Origin of the sequence: Streptomyces lancefieldiae, assembly GCF_031845825.1 — a bacterium.
Lineage (GTDB): Bacteria > Actinomycetota > Actinomycetes > Streptomycetales > Streptomycetaceae > Streptomyces > Streptomyces lancefieldiae.
On record NZ_JAVRFH010000027.1, the window covers coordinates 1 to 18,411 of the forward strand.

Here is an 18,411-nt window from a genome sequence, read left to right on the forward strand (position 1 = left end):
GCTCCGTCGGTCCGGAGCCGCACACCGCTCTGTCTCACAGCAGGATCACCGGCCTCCGCCGCCACCGTGACCGCCGCCACCACCGTGACCGCCACCACCGTGACCGCCACCACCGTGACCGCCGCCGCCGTGGCCGCCGCCACCGTGACCGCCGCCGCGGCCGTTGTCGTGGCCGCCGTGGCCGCCGTTGTCGTGACCGCGGCCGTTGTCGTGACCGCCTCGGCCGTTGTCGTGACCACGGCCGTTGTCGTGACCGCGACCGTTGTCGCAGTCCCACCCGCCGCGGTGGTCGTCGCAGTAACGGCTGTAGCTGCCGCGGTTGTCGTGCGACGAGTCGTTCGCCGAAGCGGTACCCGCAGTGCCTATCGCGATGCCACCGGCCATCGTCAGCCCGGCGGCCGACACCGCGAAAAGACGCTTCGTGCGCTGTGCTCGCATGAGAATTTCCCCTTCGTTCCATCGTCTCCCGCGTCTCCCCGAGGGGATGGCGGGAGTGGATGGCCGCTGCCGCACGAGAAGTGTGCGGCTCGGTCTTGGGCGTCACCGCGTGTTTCACAGGGGCACGGCTCGACCGCCGATGTCCTCGGACCGCCCGGAGAAGGTTCACGGGCGGGCTCTGCGGCCCTGGTCCTGAGGTACGGAGCCCGGTCGGCCTGGTACGCCGTGCCTGCGGCCTTTCACTCATAGAGCCTAGTCCCGTCCGTGCGACCCGGCACCTCGGGAGACCCGGCAATCACAGAGGCGCACCGACGTCACCGGGGGACGCGCACCACGCCTTCCTGGATGACCGAGAGGGCGAGCCGCCCGTCCTGGGTGTAGATGCGGGCCTGGCCCAGGCCCCGGCCGCCGGACGCGGACGGCGACTGCTGGTCGTACAGCAGCCACTCGTCGGCGCGGAAGGGCCGGTGGAACCACATGGCATGGTCCAGCGAGGCCCCGACGACGTCCCCGACGGCCCAGCCGCCGCGGCCGTGCGCGAGCAGGACCGAGTCGAGGAGGGTCATGTCGGAGACGTAGGTGGCGAGGACGACGTGCAGGAGGGGGTCGTCGGACAGCTTGCCGTGGGTGCGGAACCACACCTGGGAGTGCGGCTCGCGCGGGGTGCCGAAGTCCCCGAACGGCGGGTCGTCCACGTACCGCAGGTCGACCGCGGCCCGGGCCTCCAGGAACCGCTCCACGGTCTCGGCGGGCAGGTGCGGGTAGCTCCGCAGCCGCTCCTCGCCGGTGGGCAGCGTCGCGGGGTCCGGTGCGGCCGGCATCGGGGCCTGGTGGTCCAGGCCCTCCTCGTACGTCTGGAAGGACGCCGACAGGCCGAAGATCGGCTTGCCGTGCTGGACGGCGACCACGCGGCGGGTGGTGAAGGAGCGGCCGTCGCGCAGGCGGTCGACGTTGTAGACGATGGGGGCGTCGGGGTCGCCGGGGCGCAGGAAGTACGCGTGCAGGGAGTGCGCGTGCCGGTCCGCGGGGACGGTGCGGCCGGCGGCGACCAGGGCCTGGGCCGCCACCTGCCCGCCGAAGACGCGGGGCACGACCGCGGAACGGGACCGGCCGCGGAAGATGTCCTCCTCGATCCGCTCGAGGTCGAGCAGATCGAGGAGGGACTGGAGTGCTTCGCTCATGTCCTGTGGTTTACAGGCCCATGCTCTTCGCGATGATCGACTTCATGATCTCGCTGGTGCCGCCGTAGATGCGGTTGACGCGGTTGTCCGCGTACAGGCGGGCGATCGGGTACTCGTTCATGTAGCCGTAGCCGCCGTGCAGCTGGAGGCAGCGGTCGATGACGCGGTGGGCGACCTCGGTGCAGAACAGCTTGGCGCTGGCGGCCTCGGCGGGGGTGAGCTCACCGGCGTCCAGGGCCTCGGTCGCGCGGTCGACGACGGCCTCGGCGGCGTCCACCTCGGCCTGGCAGGCGGCCAGCTCGAACTTGGTGTTCTGGAAGTGGGCGACCGGCTTGCCGAAGACCGTGCGGTCCTGCACGTACTGCTTGGCGAAGCGGACGGCGGCCTTGGCCTGGGCGTAGGCGCCGAAGGCGATGCCCCAGCGCTCGGAGGCCAGGTTGTGGCCGAGGTAGGAGAAGCCCTTGTTCTCCTCGCCGAGCAGGTCCTCGACGGGCACCTTGACGTCGACGAAGGCCAGCTCGGCGGTGTCGGAGGTGCGCAGGCCCAGCTTGTCCAGCTTGCGGCCCACCGAGTAGCCCTCGGACTTGGTGTCCACGGCGAACAGGGAGATGCCGTGGCGGCGGTCCTCGGCCGTGGGGGCGTCGGTGCGGGCGCAGACGATCACGCGGTCGGCGTGCACACCGCCGGTGATGAAGGTCTTGGCGCCGTTGAGGACGTAGTGGGTGCCGTCCTCGGAGAGCTTGGCGGTGGACTTCATGCCCGCGAGGTCGGAACCGGTGCCCGGCTCCGTCATCGCGATGGCCCACATCTCCTCGCCGGTGACGAACTTCGGCAGGTAGCGCTTCTTCTGCTCGTCGGTGGCCAGCATGTTGATGTAGGGCAGGGCGAGCAGCACGTGCACGCCGGAGCCGCCGAAGCTGACGCCCGCGCGGGCGGTCTCCTCGTAGAGGACGGCCTCGAACTTGTGGCTGTCCATGCCCGCGCCGCCGAACTCCTCGGGCACGTTGATCCCGAAGATGCCCAGCTCGCCGAGCTTGTAGTAGAACTCGCGCGGCGCCTGGCCCGCGGCGAACCACTCGTCGTAGACGGGGACGACCTCGGCCTCGATGAAGGCGCGGAGGGTCTCCCGGAACGCCTCGTGGTCCTCGTTGAACACCGTACGGCGCACCGCGCCACCTCCAGGGTATGTATCTAAGCGCTTGCTCAGACTTCACCGTACCGGCGGGTAGGGAGAGGCGTCCAGAGTGCGTCACGGGTAACGCTCGTCACTCCGGGGTCACCCGCGTCCGTCCTCCGCCACCGCCGCGAACGCCCCCCGCGCCATCCGGTGCAGCAGCGCCGCCGTCGCCCCGCGCCCCGGCAGGGAACCGGACCGGCCCAGGTGCGGCGTGGAGTTCAGGAGGCCGAAGACCGAGTGGACCGCCGAGCGGGCGCTCGGTTCGGCCACCGCCGGATAGACCTCGCGGAGCACGCCGACCCACAGCTCCACGTACTGCCGCTGCAACTGGCGCACCAGCTTGCGGTCGCTGTCCCGGAGGCGGTCCAGCTCGCGGTCGTGCAGGGTGATGAGCGGGCGGTCGTCGAGCGCGAAGTCGATGTGCCCCTCGATGAGCGAGTCGAGGACCGCCTCGGGACCCGCCCCGGATCCGGCCCCGGGACCCGTGGTGGAGCCGGCCACCCTCCCGGCCTCCGCCAGCCGCCGCTTGGCGCCGGTCAGCAGCTGACCGCTGATCCCGACCAGCAGCTCGGCGAGCATCGCGTCCTTGCCGGCGAAGTGCCGGTAGAGACCGGGGCCGCTGATGCCGACCGCGGCCCCTATCTCGTCGACGCCGACGCCGTGGAAGCCGCGCTCGGCGAAGAGCCGGGCGGCCTCCTTGAGGATCTGTTCGCGGCGGGTGGGGGCGTCGGTTCTGGTGGCCATGGCACCAATTCTAGACAGGGAGGTTAGCGGTCGTTAACCTGAAGGGACATGCGTTAACGCTCATTAACTGGTCGATCACTGGGTGAGGGGACCGCAGGATGCAGGAGGCACCGGAGCTGACGAGCGCGGCGGACCCCGCGTCGGAGGCCTTTCGGGCCAACGAGGAGGCGCACCGCGTCCTCGTGGAGGAGCTGCGTGCCAAGCTCGCGGCGGCCCGGCTCGGCGGCGGTGAGCGGGCACGGGCCCGGCACATCGCGCGGGGCAAACTACTGCCGCGCGACCGCGTGGACACGCTGCTGGACGCGGGCTCGCCGTTCCTGGAGCTGGCGCCGCTCGCGGCCGACGGGCTGTACGACGGGCAGGCCCCGGCCGCCGGCGTCATCGCCGGGATCGGCCGGGTCAGCGGCCGCGAGTGCGTGATCGTCGCCAACGACGCCACGGTCAAGGGCGGCACGTACTACCCGATGACCGTGAAGAAGCACCTGCGGGCGCAGGAGGTGGCGCTGGAGAACCGGCTGCCGTGCCTGTACCTGGTCGACTCGGGCGGCGCGTTCCTGCCGATGCAGGACGAGGTGTTCCCCGACCGCGAGCACTTCGGGCGGATCTTCTACAACCAGGCCCGGATGTCGGGCGCCGGCATCCCCCAGATCGCCGCCGTCCTCGGTTCCTGCACGGCCGGCGGGGCGTACGTCCCGGCGATGAGCGACGAGGCGGTGATCGTCCGCGACCAGGGGACGATCTTCCTGGGCGGCCCGCCCCTGGTGAAGGCGGCCACCGGCGAGGTGGTGACCGCGGAGGAACTGGGCGGCGGCGAGGTCCACTCCCGCGTGTCCGGCGTCACCGACCACCTCGCGGAGGACGACGCGCACGCCCTGCGCATCGTGCGGAACATCGTCTCGACGCTCCCCGCGCGCGGCTCCCTGCCCTGGCGGGTCGAGCCCGCCGCCGAGCCCAAGGTCGACCCGTACGGGCTGTACGGGGCGGTGCCGGTCGACTCCCGCACCCCCTACGACGTGCGCGAGGTCATCGCGCGCGTGGTGGACGGCTCCCGGTTCGCCGAGTTCAAGTCCGAGTTCGGGCAGACCCTCGTCACCGGCTTCGCCCGGATCCACGGCCACCCGGTCGGGATCGTCGCCAACAACGGCATCCTGTTCTCCGAGTCGGCCCAGAAGGGCGCCCACTTCATCGAGCTGTGCGACCAGCGCGGCATCCCGCTGGTGTTCCTCCAGAACATCTCCGGCTTCATGGTCGGCAGGGACTACGAGGCCGGCGGCATCGCCAAGCACGGCGCCAAGATGGTGACCGCGGTGGCGTGCACCCGCGTGCCGAAGCTGACGGTCGTCGTCGGCGGGTCGTACGGCGCGGGGAACTACTCGATGTGCGGACGGGCCTACTCGCCCCGCTTCCTGTGGATGTGGCCGGGCGCCAAGATCTCCGTCATGGGCGGCGAGCAGGCCGCGTCCGTGCTGGCCACGGTCAAGCGGGACCAGCTGGAGGGCCGTGGGGAGGAGTGGCCGGCCGAGGAGGAGGAGACCTTCAAGGCGCCGATCCGCGCCCAGTACGAGCACCAGGGGAACGCCTACTACGCGACCGCCCGCCTGTGGGACGACGGCGTCATCGAGCCCGCCGACACCCGGCAGGTGCTGGGGCTGGCCCTGACCGCGTGTGCCAACGCGCCGCTGGGCGACCCCCAGTTCGGCGTCTTCCGGATGTGAGGAGGGGACTGATGTTCGACACGGTACTGGTGGCCAACCGCGGTGAGATCGCGGTGCGCGTCATCCGGACGCTGCGCTCGCTGGGCGTGCGCTCGGTGGCGGTCTTCTCCGACGCCGACGCGGACGCCCGGCACGTCCGGGAGGCCGACGAGGCGGTCCGGATCGGCCCGGCGCCGGCGGCGGAGAGCTATCTGTCCGCCGAGCGGCTGCTGGAGGCGGCGGCCAGGACAGGAGCGCAGGCCGTCCACCCGGGGTACGGGTTCCTCGCCGAGAACGCCGGTTTCGCGCGGGCCTGCGAGGAGGCGGGGCTGGTCTTCATCGGGCCGCCCGCCGACGCCATCGCCCTGATGGGCGACAAGATCCGCGCCAAGGAGACGGTGAAGGCGGCCGGGGTGCCGGTGGTGCCCGGCTCCAGCGGCAGCGGGCTGACGGACGCGCAGCTCGTCGACGCCGCGCGGGGGATCGGGATGCCGGTGCTGCTCAAGCCGTCGGCCGGCGGGGGCGGCAAGGGCATGCGGCTGGTGCGGGACGCCGCGGTGCTCGCCGACGAGATCGCCGCCGCCCGCCGCGAGGCCCGCGCCTCCTTCGGCGACGACACGCTGCTGGTGGAGCGGTGGATCGACCGGCCCCGGCACATCGAGATCCAGGTCCTGGCCGACGGCCACGGGGGCGTCGTGCACCTGGGCGAGCGCGAGTGCTCGCTCCAGCGCCGGCACCAGAAGGTCGTCGAGGAGGCGCCGAGCGTCCTCCTCGACGAGGCGACCCGTGCCGCGATGGGCGAGGCGGCCGTGCAGGCGGCCCGCTCCTGCGGCTACCGGGGCGCGGGCACGGTGGAGTTCATCGTCCCGGGCGGCGACCCGTCCTCGTACTACTTCATGGAGATGAACACCCGCCTCCAGGTCGAGCACCCGGTGACCGAGCTGGTCACGGGCCTGGACCTGGTGGAGTGGCAGCTTCGGGTGGCGGCGGGCGAGCCGCTCGGCCTCGCGCAGGAGGACGTACGGCTGACCGGGCACGCCATCGAGGCCCGGCTGTGCGCCGAGGACCCGGCGCGCGGCTTCCTCCCGTCCGGCGGCACGGTGCTGCGGCTGCACGAGCCCGAGGGCGACGGCGTCCGCACCGACTCGGGGCTCAGCGAGGGCACCGAGGTCGGCAGCCTCTACGACCCGATGCTGTCCAAGGTGATCGCGTACGGTCCCGACCGGGAGACGGCGCTGAGGAAGCTCCGGGCGGCCCTCGCCGGGACGGTCACCCTCGGCGTGCAGACCAACGCCGGGTTCCTGCGCCGGCTGCTCGCCCACCCGGCGGTGGTGGCGGGGGAGCTGGACACCGGGCTGGTGGAGCGGGAGGTCGACGGCCTGATCGCCACGGACGTGCCGGAGGCGGTGTACGAGGCGGCGGCGGCCGTGCGGCTGGAGGCGCTGCGTCCGCGCGGCGACGGCTGGACGGACCCCTTCTCGGTGCCGAGCGGCTGGCGCATGGGCGGCGCACCGAAGCCGGTCACCTTCCACCTGCGCGTCACCGACCCGGTGGAACACACCCCTCGCGGCACCCACACCGTCACGGACGACCGGGTCACCGTCACCCTCGACGGCGTCCGGCACACCTTCCACCGCGCCGCCGACTGGCTGGGCCGCGACGGTGACGCCTGGCACGTGCGCGACCACGACCCGGTCGCCGCGTCCCTCACCCGCGCCGTCCACGCGGGCGCCGACTCGCTCACCGCGCCGATGCCGGGCACGGTGACGGTGGTGAAGGTCGCCGTCGGGGACGAGGTGACGGCAGGGCAGAGCCTGCTGGTCGTCGAGGCGATGAAGATGGAGCACGTCATCTCCGCCCCGCACGCCGGCACCGTCGCCGAACTGGACGTGGCGCCGGGTACGACGGTCGCCATGGACCAGGTGCTCGCGGTCATCACCCCCACCGACGAGGGCGAGGAGGAGACGGCATGAACGCCCCGGAGCTGGGCCTGCCCATGGCCGTGCCGGCCGACGGCCTGCCCGCACGCGTGCGCATCCACGAGGTCGGTGCCCGCGACGGCCTCCAGAACGAGAAGGCGATCGTCCCGCCGGTGGTGAAGGCGGAGTTCATCCGCCGTCTGGCCGGCACGGGCCTGACCACCATCGAGGCGACGAGCTTCGTGCACCCCCGGTGGGTCCCCCAGTTGGCGGACGCGGAGGAGCTGTTCCCGGCGGTCGCCGAGTTGCCGGTCGAGCTCCCCGTGCTGGTACCGAACGAACGCGGACTCGACCGGGCCCTGGCGCTCGGCGCCCGCCGCGTCGCGGTGTTCGCCAGCGCCACCGAGTCCTTCGCCCAGGCCAACCTCAACCGCACGGTGGGCGAGGCCCTGGCCATGTTCGAGCCGGTGGTGGCGCGGGCGAAGGAGGCCGGCGTCCACGTCCGGGGCTATCTCTCGATGTGCTTCGGCGACCCGTGGGAGGGCCCGGTGCCGGTCCCGCAGGTGGTCGAGGTGTGCCGGGCCCTGCTGGACATGGGCTGCGACGAGCTGAGCCTCGGCGACACGATCGGGGTGGCGACCCCGGGGCACGTCGGCGCCCTGCTCACCGCGCTCACCGGGACCGGCGTCCCCGTGGACACGCTCGGCGTCCACTTCCACGACACCTACGGCCAGGCGCTGTCCAACACGCTGACCGCGCTCCGGCACGGCGTCACGACGGTCGACGCCTCCGCCGGCGGTCTGGGCGGCTGTCCCTACGCGAAGTCCGCCACCGGCAACCTGGCCACCGAAGACCTCGTGTGGATGCTGCGGGGCCTCGGCATCGACACGGGCGTCGACCTCGGCCGCCTCGTCGCCACCAGCGTCTGGATGGCCGCCCACCTGGGCCGCCCCAGTCCCTCCCGCACCGTACGAGCCCTCGCGCACCAGGACTCGGCCGCCGACTCCCAGGCCGACACCCAGGCCGGCTCCCACGCCGACTCCCACAAGGAGCACTGACCGCCATGGACCACAAGCTCTCCCCCGAACTGGAAGAACTCCGCCGCACGGTCGAGGCGTTCGCCCACGACGTCGTGGCACCCAAGATCGGCGACTTCTACGAACGGCACGAGTTCCCGTACGAGATCGTCCGGGAGATGGGCCGCATGGGCCTGTTCGGCCTGCCGTTCCCGGAGGAGTACGGCGGCATGGGCGGCGACTACCTGGCCCTGGGCATCGCCCTGGAGGAGCTGGCCCGGGTCGACTCGTCGGTGGCCATCACGCTGGAGGCGGGGGTCTCGCTGGGCGCGATGCCGGTCCACCTGTTCGGCACCGAGGAGCAGAAGCGCACGTGGCTGCCCCGGCTGTGCTCCGGCGAGATACTCGGCGCCTTCGGCCTGACCGAGCCCGACGGCGGCTCGGACGCGGGCGCGACGCGGACGACGGCCCGCCTGGACGAGACGACGAACGAGTGGGTGATCAACGGCACCAAGTGCTTCATCACCAACTCGGGCACCGACATCACGGGCCTGGTGACGGTCACGGCGGTCACCGGTCGCAAGCCGGACGGCCGCCCGCTGATCTCGGCGATCATCGTCCCGTCCGGCACCCCGGGCTTCACGGTGGCCGCCCCGTACTCGAAGGTCGGCTGGAACGCGTCGGACACCCGGGAGCTGTCCTTCTCCGACGTCCGGGTCCCGGCGGCGAACCTGCTGGGCGAGGAGGGCCGCGGTTACGCCCAGTTCCTGCGCATCCTCGACGAGGGCCGCATCGCCATCGCCGCCCTGGGCACCGGGCTCGCGCAGGGCTGTGTCGACGAGTCGGTCAGGTACGCGAAGGAGCGTCACGCCTTCGGCCGGCCGATCGGCGCCAACCAGGCGATCCAGTTCAAGATCGCCGACATGGAGATGAAGGCCCACACCTCCCGCCTCGCCTGGCGCGACGCGGCGTCCCGCCTGGTGACGGGCGAGCCCTTCAAGAAGGAGGCGGCGCTGGCGAAGCTGTACTCGTCGACGGTCGCGGTGGACAACGCCCGGGACGCCACCCAGATCCACGGCGGCTACGGCTTCATGAACGAGTACCCCGTGGCCCGCATGTGGCGGGACGCGAAGATCCTGGAGATCGGCGAGGGCACCAGCGAGGTCCAGCGGATGCTGATCGCGCGGGAGTTGGGCCTGGTGAGCTGAGGCACGGACGGTCCGGGCGGGGCCCTCGTGTCCCGCCCCCCTCTGGACAAGATGATCTGAGGTTAGGCTAACCTACCTTCGACTTGTCCCGCGGATGCTCCGCACCGTCCGAAAGCAGCCACACCATGTCCAACGCCAGAGCCACCCACCTCACCCGCCGCGGAATCCTCGCCGCGGGCGGCGCCCTCGGCCTCGGTGCCGCGCTCGCGGCCTGCGGGGACGACGACGGCAAGAGCGGTGGCTCGGACAACGGGACGTCCGCCGCCAAGTCCGGCCCCTGGTCCTTCAAGGACGACCGCGGCACCACCGTGAAGCTGGACAAGGTGCCGACGAACATCGTCGCCTTCACCGGGGTCGCCGCCGCCCTGTGGGACTACGGCATCCAGGTCAAGGGCGTGTTCGGGCCCACCACGACCAAGGACGGCAAGCCGGACGTCCAGGCCGGCGACATCGACGTCGACAAGGTCACCGTGCTCGGCAACGAGTGGGGCAAGCTCAACGTCGAGAAGTACGCGAGCCTCGCGCCCGAGGTGCTCGTCACCACGACGTTCGACACCGCGGGCACCCTCTGGTCCGTCCCGGAGGAGTCCAAGGACAAGATCGCCAAGCTCGCCCCGAGCGTCGCGGTCTCCGTCTTCGACCGCCAGCTCACCCAGCCGCTGCAGCGCATGTGGGAGCTGGCCGAGTCGCTCGGCGCGGACATGAAGGCCAAGAAGGTCACCGACGCCAAGGCGAACTTCGAGAAGGCCGCGGCCCGGCTGCGCGCCGCCGCGAAGGCCAAGCCCGAGATCAGGGTGCTGGCCGGCTCCGCGAGCGCCGAGCTCTTCTACGTCTCCGGCACCAACCTCTCCGTCGACCTGGAGTACTTCAAGGCCCTCGGCGTGAACTTCGTCGAGCCCTCCGAGGAGGCCAAGAAGGCCACCGGCGGCTGGTTCGAGAGCCTGAGCTGGGAGAACGTCGACAAGTACCCGGCCGACATCATCATCATGGACGACCGCGCCTCCACCATCCAGCCCGCGGACATCACCGAGGGCACCTGGAAGCAGCTCCCCGCGGTCAAGGCCGGCCAGGTCATCTCCCGCTCCCCCGAGCCGATCCTGTCCTACGACAAGTGCACGCCGCTGCTCGACAACCTGGCCGAGGCGATCGAGAACGCCAAGAAGGTCGGCTGACCTCTCCCTCTCCCCCTCCTCCCGGAGCCCCTCATGACGACGGCCGTGGCCGCCCCGTTCCGTTTCTTCTCCCTCCAGGTCGTACGGACGAGGCGGCTCGGGCCGTCCCTGACCCGGGTCACCTTCGCCGGGCCCGACCTGGAGGCCTTCCACTCCGACGGGCGGGACCAGTCCCTGTCGCTGTTCCTGCCGCACCCCGGCCAGTCGGCGCCCGCCGTCCCCGTCGAGCTGGGCGACGGGTGGTGGCAGGGCTGGCGTGGACTGCCGGAGGACGTGCGGGCGGTGATGCGCTCGTACACGTTGCGCGCCCTGCGCCGGGACGCCCACGGAACCACCACCGAGATCGACATCGACTTCGTGCTGCACGGCGTCGGGCCGGACGCCGCGGTCGAGGCGGGTCCCGCCTCCCGCTGGGCCGCCGACGCCGCCCCCGGCGACCGGGTCGTGCTGCTCGGCCCGGCGGTCGCCGACAACCGGGCGATCCGCTTCCGCCCGCCCGAGGACACCGACCTGGTGGTGATCTGGGGCGACGAGACCGCCGTCCCGGCCGCCACGGCCATCGTCGAGTCGCTGCCCGCCGGCACCCGCGCCCGGGTCTGGCTGGAGGTGCCGCACGCCGAGGACGTGCAGGAGCTGGAGACCGCGGCGGACACCGAGGTCGTCTGGCTGGTCCGCGACGACGCCGACGTGCCCGGGGACCTCGCCCTCACCACCGTCCGCGGGGCCCGACTGCCGCCCGCCGAGCACCCGTACGTCTGGATCGCCGGCGAGTCGGGCCGCGTCAAGCAGTTGCGCAGGCACTTCGTGGGCGAACGCGGCGTCGACCGCCGCCGCGTCACCTTCGTCGGCTACTGGAGACAGGGCCTGACGGAGGAACAACTGCGCGAACAGGGCTGAGAGACCGCCCTGAGCGCCCTCAACTCGCCGTCCACGCCGGGCAGAAGAGGCGCGAGTGACGGCAGTCACGTAGCCGCATGTGTTTGACCAGAGTGAATTAGGTTAGGTTAGCCTTACCTAAGTCGAAGCCAGGGCCCCGCCCTCTCCCGTCCCCTCTCGGACCGTCCCCACCGGAGGACCCCCACCATGCGCTCGCACCTGCTCAACGACACCACCGCGGAGCAGTACCGCCGCTCCGTGATCCAAGGAGTCGAGCGGGTGGCCGCCAAACTCGCCACCACCGACCGCCCGTTCACCGGCGTCACGGTCGACGCCCTCTCCCCCCGCATCGACGCGATCGACCTCGACCGGCCGCTGCACGACACGGCCGCGGTCCTCGACGAGCTGGAGGACGTCTACCTCCGCGACGCCGTCTACTTCCACCACCCCCGCTACCTCGCCCACCTCAACTGCCCGGTCGTCATCCCGGCCGTGCTCGGCGAGGCGGTGCTGTCCGCCGTCAACTCCTCCCTGGACACCTGGGACCAGTCGGCCGGCGGCACGCTCATCGAGCGCAAGCTGATCGACTGGACCACGGACCGCATCGGCCTCGGCCCGGCGGCCGACGGCGTGTTCACCTCCGGAGGCACGCAGTCCAACCTCCAGGCGCTGCTGCTGGCCCGCGAGGAGGCCAAGACCGACGAGCTCGCGAAACTCCGGATCTTCGCCTCCGAGGTCAGCCACTTCAGCGTGCAGAAGTCCGCGAAACTGCTCGGCCTCGGTCCCGACGCCGTCGTGTCGATCCCCGTCGACCACGACAAGCGCATGCAGACCGTCGCCCTCGCCCGCGAGCTGGAGCGCTGCACCGAGGCCGGCCTCGTCCCCATGGCCGTCGTCGCCACCGCCGGCACCACCGACTTCGGCTCCATCGACCCGCTGCCCGAGATCGCCGGGCTGTGCGAGCAGTACGGCGCGTGGATGCACGTGGACGCCGCCTACGGCTGCGGACTGCTCGCCTCGCTGAAGTACCGGGACCGCCTCACCGGCATCGAGCGGGCCGACTCGGTCACCGTGGACTACCACAAGTCCTTCTTCCAGCCGGTGAGTTCGTCCGCCGTACTGGTCCGGGACGCGGCCACCCTGCGCCACGCCACCTACCACGCGGAGTACCTCAACCCGCGCCGCATGGTGCAGGAACGTATCCCCAACCAGGTGGACAAGTCCCTCCAGACCACCCGCCGCTTCGACGCGCTCAAGCTGTGGATGACGCTGCGCGTGATGGGCGCCGACGGCATCGGACAGCTCTTCGACGAGGTGTGCGACCTCGCCGCCGAGGGCTGGAAACTGCTCGCCGCCGACCCCCGCTTCGACGTGGTCGTCGAGCCGAGCCTGTCCACCCTGGTCTTCCGCTACATACCGGCGGCCGTCACCGACCCCGCCGAGACCGACCGCGCCAACCTCTACGCCCGCAAGGCCCTGTTCGCCTCCGGCGACGCCGTGGTCGCGGGCACCAAGGTGGCCGGACGCCACTACCTGAAGTTCACCCTGCTCAACCCCGAGACGACCACGGCCGACATCGCCGCCGTCCTCGACCTGATCGCCGGCCACGCCGAGCAGTACCTGGGAGACTCCCTTGACCGCGCTTCCTGAAGCCGCAACGACGTATGACTTCGTGGGGATCGGCCTCGGCCCCTTCAACCTCGGCCTCGCCTGCCTCACCGAGCCCATCGCCGAGCTGAACGGCGTCTTCCTGGAGTCCAAGCCGGACTTCGAGTGGCACTCCGGCATGTTCCTGGACGGCGCCCACCTCCAGACCCCGTTCATGTCGGACCTGGTCACGCTCGCCGACCCGACGTCCCCGTACTCCTTCCTCAACTACCTGAAGGAGAAGGGCCGGCTGTACTCGTTCTACATCCGCGAGAACTTCTACCCGCTGCGGGTCGAGTACGACGACTACTGCCGCTGGGCCGCGAACAGGCTCAGCAGCGTCCGCTTCTCCACGACGGTCACCGAGGTGACGTACGACGAGCGGGACGAGCTCTACGTCGTCGCGACCACGGGCGGCGACACCTACCGCGCCCGCCGCCTGGTCCTCGGCACCGGCACCCCGCCGCACATCCCCGACGCTTGCCGGGGCCTGGCCGGGGACTTCATCCACAACTCCCGCTACATGCAGCACAAGGCGGAGCTGCAGAAGAAGGACTCGATCACGCTGGTCGGCAGCGGCCAGTCCGCCGCCGAGATCTACTACGACCTGCTCGGCGAGATCGACGTCCACGGCTACCGGCTGAACTGGGTGACGCGCTCCCCGCGCTTCTTCCCGCTGGAGTACACCAAGCTCACGCTGGAGATGACCTCACCGGAGTACGTGGACTACTACCACGCGCTCCCGGAGGACACCCGCTACCGCCTCACGGCCGAGCAGAAGGGCCTGTTCAAGGGCATCGACGGCGACCTGGTCAACGAGATCTTCGACCTGCTCTACCAGAAGAGACTCGGCGGCCCGGTCCCCACCCGCCTGCTCACCAACTCGGCGCTGACCAGCGCCCGGTACGCGGACGGCACCTACACGCTGGGCTTCCGTCAGGAGGAGCAGGGCAAGGACTTCGAGCTGACCTCGGACGGCCTGATCCTGGCCACCGGCTACCAGTACGCCGAGCCGGAGTTCCTCAAGCCCGTCCGGGACCGGCTGCGCTACGACTCCCGGGGCAACTTCGACGTGGCCCGCAACTACGCCGTCGACGTCACGGGCAGCGGCGTCTTCCTCCAGAACGCCGGCGTCCACACCCACAGCATCACCAGTCCCGACCTGGGTATGGGTGCCTACCGCAACAGCTGCATCGTCCGGGAGCTGCTCGGCACCGAGTACTACCCGGTCGAGAAGACCATCGCGTTCCAGGAGTTCTCCGCATGACCTTCACGTTCCGCCCCCTCGACCCGCTGAAGGACGCCGAGCTCCTGCACACCTGGGTAACCCACCCCAAGGCCGCCTTCTGGATGATGCAGGACGCGAAACTGGAGGACGTCGAGCGCGCGTACATGGAGATAGCCGCCGACGAGCACCACCACGCCCTGCTCGGTCTCCAGGAGGGCGAGCCCGCCTTCCTGATGGAGAAGTACGACCCCGCCCACCGCGAACTGGTGGGCCTGTACGAGCCGCTCCCCGGGGACGTCGGCATGCACTTCCTCACGCCGCCGACGGACCGGCCGGTGCGGGGTTTCACCCGCGCCGTCATCACCGCCGTCATGGCGCACCTCTTCGAGGACCCCGCCACCCGGCGGGTGGTCGTCGAACCGGACGTCGGCAACAAGGCCGTCCACGCTCTGAACGAGGCCGTCGGCTTCGTCCCGGAGCGCGAGATCCAGAAGCCGGAGAAGAAGGCGCTCCTCAGCTTCTGCACCCGGGACCGCTTCTTCAACAGGCACAGCCTCGCGGCGACGGGGGTGCCCGCATGAGCCTCGCCGACGCCGTGGCCCACCTCTCCCCCGAACGCTGGGAGCAGGCCAACCGCCTCCTGGTCCGCAAGGCGCTGGCCGAGTTCACGCACGAGCGCCTGATCACGCCCGAACGGGACGGCGAAGCGTACGTCGTCCGCAGCGACGACGGCCTGACCCGCTACCGCTTCACCGCCACCGTCCGCGCCCTGGACCACTGGCAGGTGGACGCCGCCTCGATCACCCGGCACCGGGACGGCGCCGACCTCCCGCTCGCCGCCCTGGACTTCTTCATCGAGCTGAAGGAGTCGCTGGGTCTGAGCGACGAGATCCTGCCCGTCTACCTGGAGGAGATCTCCTCCACCCTCTCCGGCACCTGCTACAAGCTCACCAAGCCGCAGGTCACCTCCGCCGAGCTGGCGAAGGGCGACTTCCAGGCCGTCGAGACCGGCATGACCGAGGGCCACCCCTGCTTCGTCGCCAACAACGGGCGGCTCGGCTTCGGCATCCACGAGTACCTGTCGTACGCCCCCGAGACCGCGAGCCCGGTCCGGCTGGTGTGGCTGGCCGCACACCGCTCGCGGGCGGCGTTCACGGCGGGCGTGGGCATCGAGTACGAGTCGTTCGTGCGGGACGAGCTGGGCGGGGCGACCGTCGACCGCTTCCACGGCGTCCTGCGCGAGCGGGGCCTGGACCCGGCCGACTACCTGTTCATCCCGGTCCACCCCTGGCAGTGGTGGAACAAGCTCACCGTCACCTTCGCCGCCGAGGTCGCCCGCGGGCACCTGGTCTGCCTCGGCGAGGGCGACGACGAGTACCTGGCCCAGCAGTCCATCCGCACCTTCTTCAACACCTCGCACCCCGGGAAGCACTACGTGAAGACGGCCCTGTCCGTCCTCAACATGGGCTTCATGCGCGGCCTGTCGGCGGCCTACATGGAGGCGACGCCGGCCATCAACGACTGGCTGGCGCAGCTCATCGAGGGCGACCCGGTGATGAGGTCGACGGGCCTGAGCATCATCCGGGAGCGGGCGGCCGTCGGCTACCGGCACCTGGAGTACGAGAAGGCCACCGACCGCTACTCGCCGTACCGCAAGATGCTGGCGGCGCTGTGGCGGGAGAGCCCGGTGCCGTCCCTCCAGGACGGCGAGACGCTCGCCACCATGGCCTCCCTCGTCCACGTCGACCACGAGGGCGCCTCCTTCGCGGGCGCGCTGATCGAGCGGTCCGGGCTCACGCCCGCCGAGTGGCTGCGGCACTACCTGCGGGCCTACTACGTCCCGCTGCTGCACAGCTTCTACGCCTACGACCTGGTCTACATGCCGCACGGCGAGAACGTGATCCTGGTCCTGAAGGACGGGGTCGTGCAGCGCGCGATCTACAAGGACATCGCCGAGGAGATCGCGGTGATGGACCCGGACGCGGTGCTGCCGCCGGAGGTCGCCCGCATCGCCGTGGACGTGCCCGACGACAAGAAGCTCCTGTCGATCTTCACGGACGTCTTCGACTGCTTCTTCCGCTTCCTCGCCGCGAACCTCGCCGAGGAGGGGATCGTCGAGGAGGACGCCTTCTGGCGGACGGTGGCGGAGGTCACCCGCGCCTACCAGGAGTCGGTGCCGGAGCTGGCCGACAAGTTCGCCCAGTACGACATGTTCGCGCCCGAGTTCGCGCTGTCCTGCCTCAACCGGCTCCAGCTGCGCGACAACCGGCAGATGGTGGACCTGGCGGACCCGTCCGGCGCGCTCCAGCTGGTCGGCGACCTGAGGAACCCCATCGCGGGCCTGTGAGGGCCCCGTACGAACGGGCGGGCACCCCGGAGACGGTCCTCCGGGGTGCCCGTCGGGCTTTCGGTGGCTACTCCTCGGCCGGCCAGGGCACCTGCGGCGACCGGTAGTAGTCGATCCCCAGCGCCTCCCAGCGCGGCGCCTGGGCGGCGAGCCGCACCTTGTAGGCGTCCCAGTCGTGCGTGGCCGCCGGGGACCAGCCCAGCTCGGCGACGCCGGGCAGCCTCGGGAAGGCCATGTACTCGAGCTGCTCGGGCCTGTCGAGGGTCTCCGTCCACAGCGGCGCCTCGACACCCCGGATCGCGGAGGCGGGGGCGCCCGGCAGGTAGGCGGCCGGGTCCCAGTCGTAGGACCGCTGCACCTCGACGTAGCCCGCCCAGGACAGCCCCAGCGGGGTGTCCTTGGTGTACTTCATGTCCAGGTACGTCCGGTCGGCCGGGGACAGGATCAGCCCGGTCCCGTTCTGGGCGGCCTTGGCGACCTGGGCCTTCTCCGCGTCACTGGTGCGGTCCAGGCCCCAGTACTGGGTGAGCGCCCCCTCGGCCGGGGTGGCGCCGGTCAGCTGGTGCCAGCCGACGACGGTCTTGCCGTACTTCGCGACGACCGGCTGCACCCGGTCCATGAACGCCACGAAGTCGTCGTGCGGGGTGGAGTGCGCCTCGTCGCCGCCGATGTGGAGGTAGCGGCCCGGGGTGAGCGCGGCGATCTCGCGGACGACGTCGTCCACGAAGTCGTACGTGATCTCCTTGTCCACGCACAGCGAGCTGAAGCCGACCTTGGTGCCGGTGTACAGCGGAGGTGCCACGCCGTCGCAGTTCAGCTCGGCGTAGGAGGCGAGGGCCGCGTTGGTGTGGCCCGGCATGTCGATCTCGGGCACGACCTCCAGGTGGCGGGAGGCGGCGTAGCGGACGATCTCCTTGTAGTCGGCCTTGGTGTAGTGGCCGCCGGGTCCGCCGCCGACCTCCGTGGAGCCGCCGTAGGTCGCCAGGCGCGGCCAGGAGTCGATGGCGATGCGCCAGCCCTGGTCGTCGCTGAGGTGCAGGTGGAGCTTGTTGTACTTGTAGAGGGCGATCCGGTCGATGTACCGCTTGACCTCGTCGACGGTGAAGAAGTGCCGGGAGACGTCCAGCATCGCGCCGCGCCAGCCGTAGCGCGGGGTGTCCTCGATGGTGCCGCCCGCGACCAGCCAGGGGCCGGGCTGCACCGAGTCCCTCTCGACGGCGGCGGGCAGGAGCTGGCGGAGGGTCTGGACGCCGTGGAAGAGTCCGGCCGCCTTGCCCGCGGTGATGGTGACGCCGGAGCGTCCGCTGTCGAGGCGGTAGCCCTCGTCGCCGTACGAACCCTTGCCCAGGCGCAGTTGTATGCCGCCGTGACCGTGGGAGGTGACGGGCAGTCGGTAGCCGGTGGAGGGCCGCAGGACGTCCGCGAGGTAGTCGCCGACGCGGCGGGCCTCACGCGAGTCGTCGACGCGGATGTGGGTGCCGCGGGTGATGCGGTACGGGGCGCCGCCCGGGTCGACCGAGGCGGGGGCCGGGATCACGTGGTCCAGGGACGTCGTGGCCGTCTCCCGGGCCGGCGCAGCGCCGACGGCGACGGCGCAGGCCGCCGCCACCAGCAGCAGCGATCCCAGAAGCCGGGGCAGTCGGGGAGTCGTTCTGTGGTGCCGTCGATGAGGTATCACGTGCGCTCCCTTCGCGATGGTTCGGATGAGTTTGAACATGGGTGCGGAGATGGGTGTGGAGATGGGTGTAGACCACTCTCCCGCAC

General features: G+C 71.1%; 15 protein-coding genes. 10 read left to right on the top strand and 5 right to left on the bottom strand.

Annotated features, from left to right (window positions below):
- From RM812_RS24190 to RM812_RS24205, 4 genes are all read right to left on the bottom strand, one after another.
- On the bottom strand, nucleotides 1–239 hold a 239-nt coding region (locus tag RM812_RS24190), incomplete at its 3' end, for a hypothetical protein (protein ID WP_311575419.1).
- A 513-nt stretch (nucleotides 240–752) separates the two neighbouring features.
- A complete protein-coding gene (locus tag RM812_RS24195; RefSeq protein WP_311575420.1) occupies nucleotides 753–1,619 on the bottom strand; it encodes an acyl-CoA thioesterase in 867 nt (288 codons plus the stop codon).
- A 10-nt stretch (nucleotides 1,620–1,629) separates the two neighbouring features.
- A complete protein-coding gene (locus tag RM812_RS24200; protein ID WP_311575423.1) occupies nucleotides 1,630–2,787 on the bottom strand; it encodes an acyl-CoA dehydrogenase family protein in 1,158 nt (385 codons plus the stop codon).
- 108 nt (nucleotides 2,788–2,895) lie between these two features.
- Complete coding sequence (locus RM812_RS24205; protein ID WP_311575426.1) at nucleotides 2,896–3,540, bottom strand: SACE_7040 family transcriptional regulator; 645 nt, start codon at nucleotides 3,538–3,540, stop codon at nucleotides 2,896–2,898.
- A 98-nt stretch (nucleotides 3,541–3,638) separates the two neighbouring features.
- On the opposite strand from RM812_RS24205, the gene RM812_RS24210 reads away from it, so the two are divergent.
- From RM812_RS24210 to RM812_RS24255, 10 genes are all read left to right on the top strand, one after another.
- On the top strand, nucleotides 3,639–5,255 hold the full coding sequence (locus tag RM812_RS24210) for a carboxyl transferase domain-containing protein (protein ID WP_311575428.1): 1,617 nt from the start codon (nucleotides 3,639–3,641) through the stop codon (nucleotides 5,253–5,255).
- Between the two features lie 11 nt (nucleotides 5,256–5,266).
- A complete protein-coding gene (locus tag RM812_RS24215) occupies nucleotides 5,267–7,207 on the top strand; it encodes an acetyl/propionyl/methylcrotonyl-CoA carboxylase subunit alpha (RefSeq protein ID WP_311575431.1) in 1,941 nt (646 codons plus the stop codon).
- Nucleotides 7,204–8,211: a hydroxymethylglutaryl-CoA lyase gene (locus RM812_RS24220; protein WP_311575435.1), complete on the top strand. Its 1,008-nt coding sequence runs from the start codon at nucleotides 7,204–7,206 to the stop codon at nucleotides 8,209–8,211. Before RM812_RS24215 ends, RM812_RS24220 begins: the two co-directional genes overlap by 4 nt.
- A gap of 5 nt (nucleotides 8,212–8,216) precedes the next feature.
- Nucleotides 8,217–9,377, top strand: a complete 1,161-nt coding sequence (locus RM812_RS24225; protein ID WP_311575438.1) for an acyl-CoA dehydrogenase family protein — start codon at nucleotides 8,217–8,219, stop codon at nucleotides 9,375–9,377.
- 125 nt (nucleotides 9,378–9,502) lie between these two features.
- Nucleotides 9,503–10,549 (top strand): ABC transporter substrate-binding protein, encoded by a 1,047-nt coding sequence (locus RM812_RS24230; protein WP_311575441.1) that lies wholly within the window; start codon nucleotides 9,503–9,505, stop codon nucleotides 10,547–10,549.
- 33 nt (nucleotides 10,550–10,582) lie between these two features.
- Nucleotides 10,583–11,446 carry a siderophore-interacting protein gene (locus RM812_RS24235; RefSeq protein WP_311575444.1) on the top strand — a complete coding sequence of 288 codons (864 nt, stop codon included), beginning with the start codon at nucleotides 10,583–10,585 and terminating at the stop codon, nucleotides 11,444–11,446.
- A 186-nt stretch (nucleotides 11,447–11,632) separates the two neighbouring features.
- Complete coding sequence (gene desA, locus RM812_RS24240; RefSeq protein WP_311575447.1) at nucleotides 11,633–13,075, top strand: lysine decarboxylase DesA; 1,443 nt, start codon at nucleotides 11,633–11,635, stop codon at nucleotides 13,073–13,075.
- Nucleotides 13,059–14,339: a lysine N(6)-hydroxylase/L-ornithine N(5)-oxygenase family protein gene (locus tag RM812_RS24245; RefSeq protein ID WP_311575450.1), complete on the top strand. Its 1,281-nt coding sequence runs from the start codon at nucleotides 13,059–13,061 to the stop codon at nucleotides 14,337–14,339. Before desA ends, RM812_RS24245 begins: the two co-directional genes overlap by 17 nt.
- A complete protein-coding gene (locus tag RM812_RS24250; protein ID WP_311575453.1) occupies nucleotides 14,336–14,881 on the top strand; it encodes a GNAT family N-acetyltransferase in 546 nt (181 codons plus the stop codon). Before RM812_RS24245 ends, RM812_RS24250 begins: the two co-directional genes overlap by 4 nt.
- On the top strand, nucleotides 14,878–16,647 hold the full coding sequence (locus tag RM812_RS24255; protein ID WP_311575456.1) for an IucA/IucC family protein: 1,770 nt from the start codon (nucleotides 14,878–14,880) through the stop codon (nucleotides 16,645–16,647). Before RM812_RS24250 ends, RM812_RS24255 begins: the two co-directional genes overlap by 4 nt.
- A gap of 67 nt (nucleotides 16,648–16,714) precedes the next feature.
- On the opposite strand, the gene RM812_RS24260 is transcribed toward RM812_RS24255, so the two are convergent.
- Complete coding sequence (locus RM812_RS24260; protein WP_311575458.1) at nucleotides 16,715–18,325, bottom strand: beta-N-acetylhexosaminidase; 1,611 nt, start codon at nucleotides 18,323–18,325, stop codon at nucleotides 16,715–16,717.
- Between the last annotated feature and the right edge of the window lie 86 nt (nucleotides 18,326–18,411).

Coding starts and splice junctions, on each gene's coding strand:
- RM812_RS24230 (WP_311575441.1), top strand. CDS start 9,503: ATGTCCAACGCCAGAGCCACCCACCTCACCCGCCGCGGAATCCTCGCC.
- RM812_RS24205 (WP_311575426.1), bottom strand. CDS start 3,540: ATGGCCACCAGAACCGACGCCCCCACCCGCCGCGAACAGATCCTCAAG.
- RM812_RS24195 (WP_311575420.1), bottom strand. CDS start 1,619: ATGAGCGAAGCACTCCAGTCCCTCCTCGATCTGCTCGACCTCGAGCGG.
- RM812_RS24215 (WP_311575431.1), top strand. CDS start 5,267: ATGTTCGACACGGTACTGGTGGCCAACCGCGGTGAGATCGCGGTGCGC.
- RM812_RS24255 (WP_311575456.1), top strand. CDS start 14,878: ATGAGCCTCGCCGACGCCGTGGCCCACCTCTCCCCCGAACGCTGGGAG.
- RM812_RS24235 (WP_311575444.1), top strand. CDS start 10,583: ATGACGACGGCCGTGGCCGCCCCGTTCCGTTTCTTCTCCCTCCAGGTC.
- desA (WP_311575447.1), top strand. CDS start 11,633: ATGCGCTCGCACCTGCTCAACGACACCACCGCGGAGCAGTACCGCCGC.
- RM812_RS24225 (WP_311575438.1), top strand. CDS start 8,217: ATGGACCACAAGCTCTCCCCCGAACTGGAAGAACTCCGCCGCACGGTC.
- RM812_RS24250 (WP_311575453.1), top strand. CDS start 14,336: ATGACCTTCACGTTCCGCCCCCTCGACCCGCTGAAGGACGCCGAGCTC.
- RM812_RS24210 (WP_311575428.1), top strand. CDS start 3,639: ATGCAGGAGGCACCGGAGCTGACGAGCGCGGCGGACCCCGCGTCGGAG.
- RM812_RS24220 (WP_311575435.1), top strand. CDS start 7,204: ATGAACGCCCCGGAGCTGGGCCTGCCCATGGCCGTGCCGGCCGACGGC.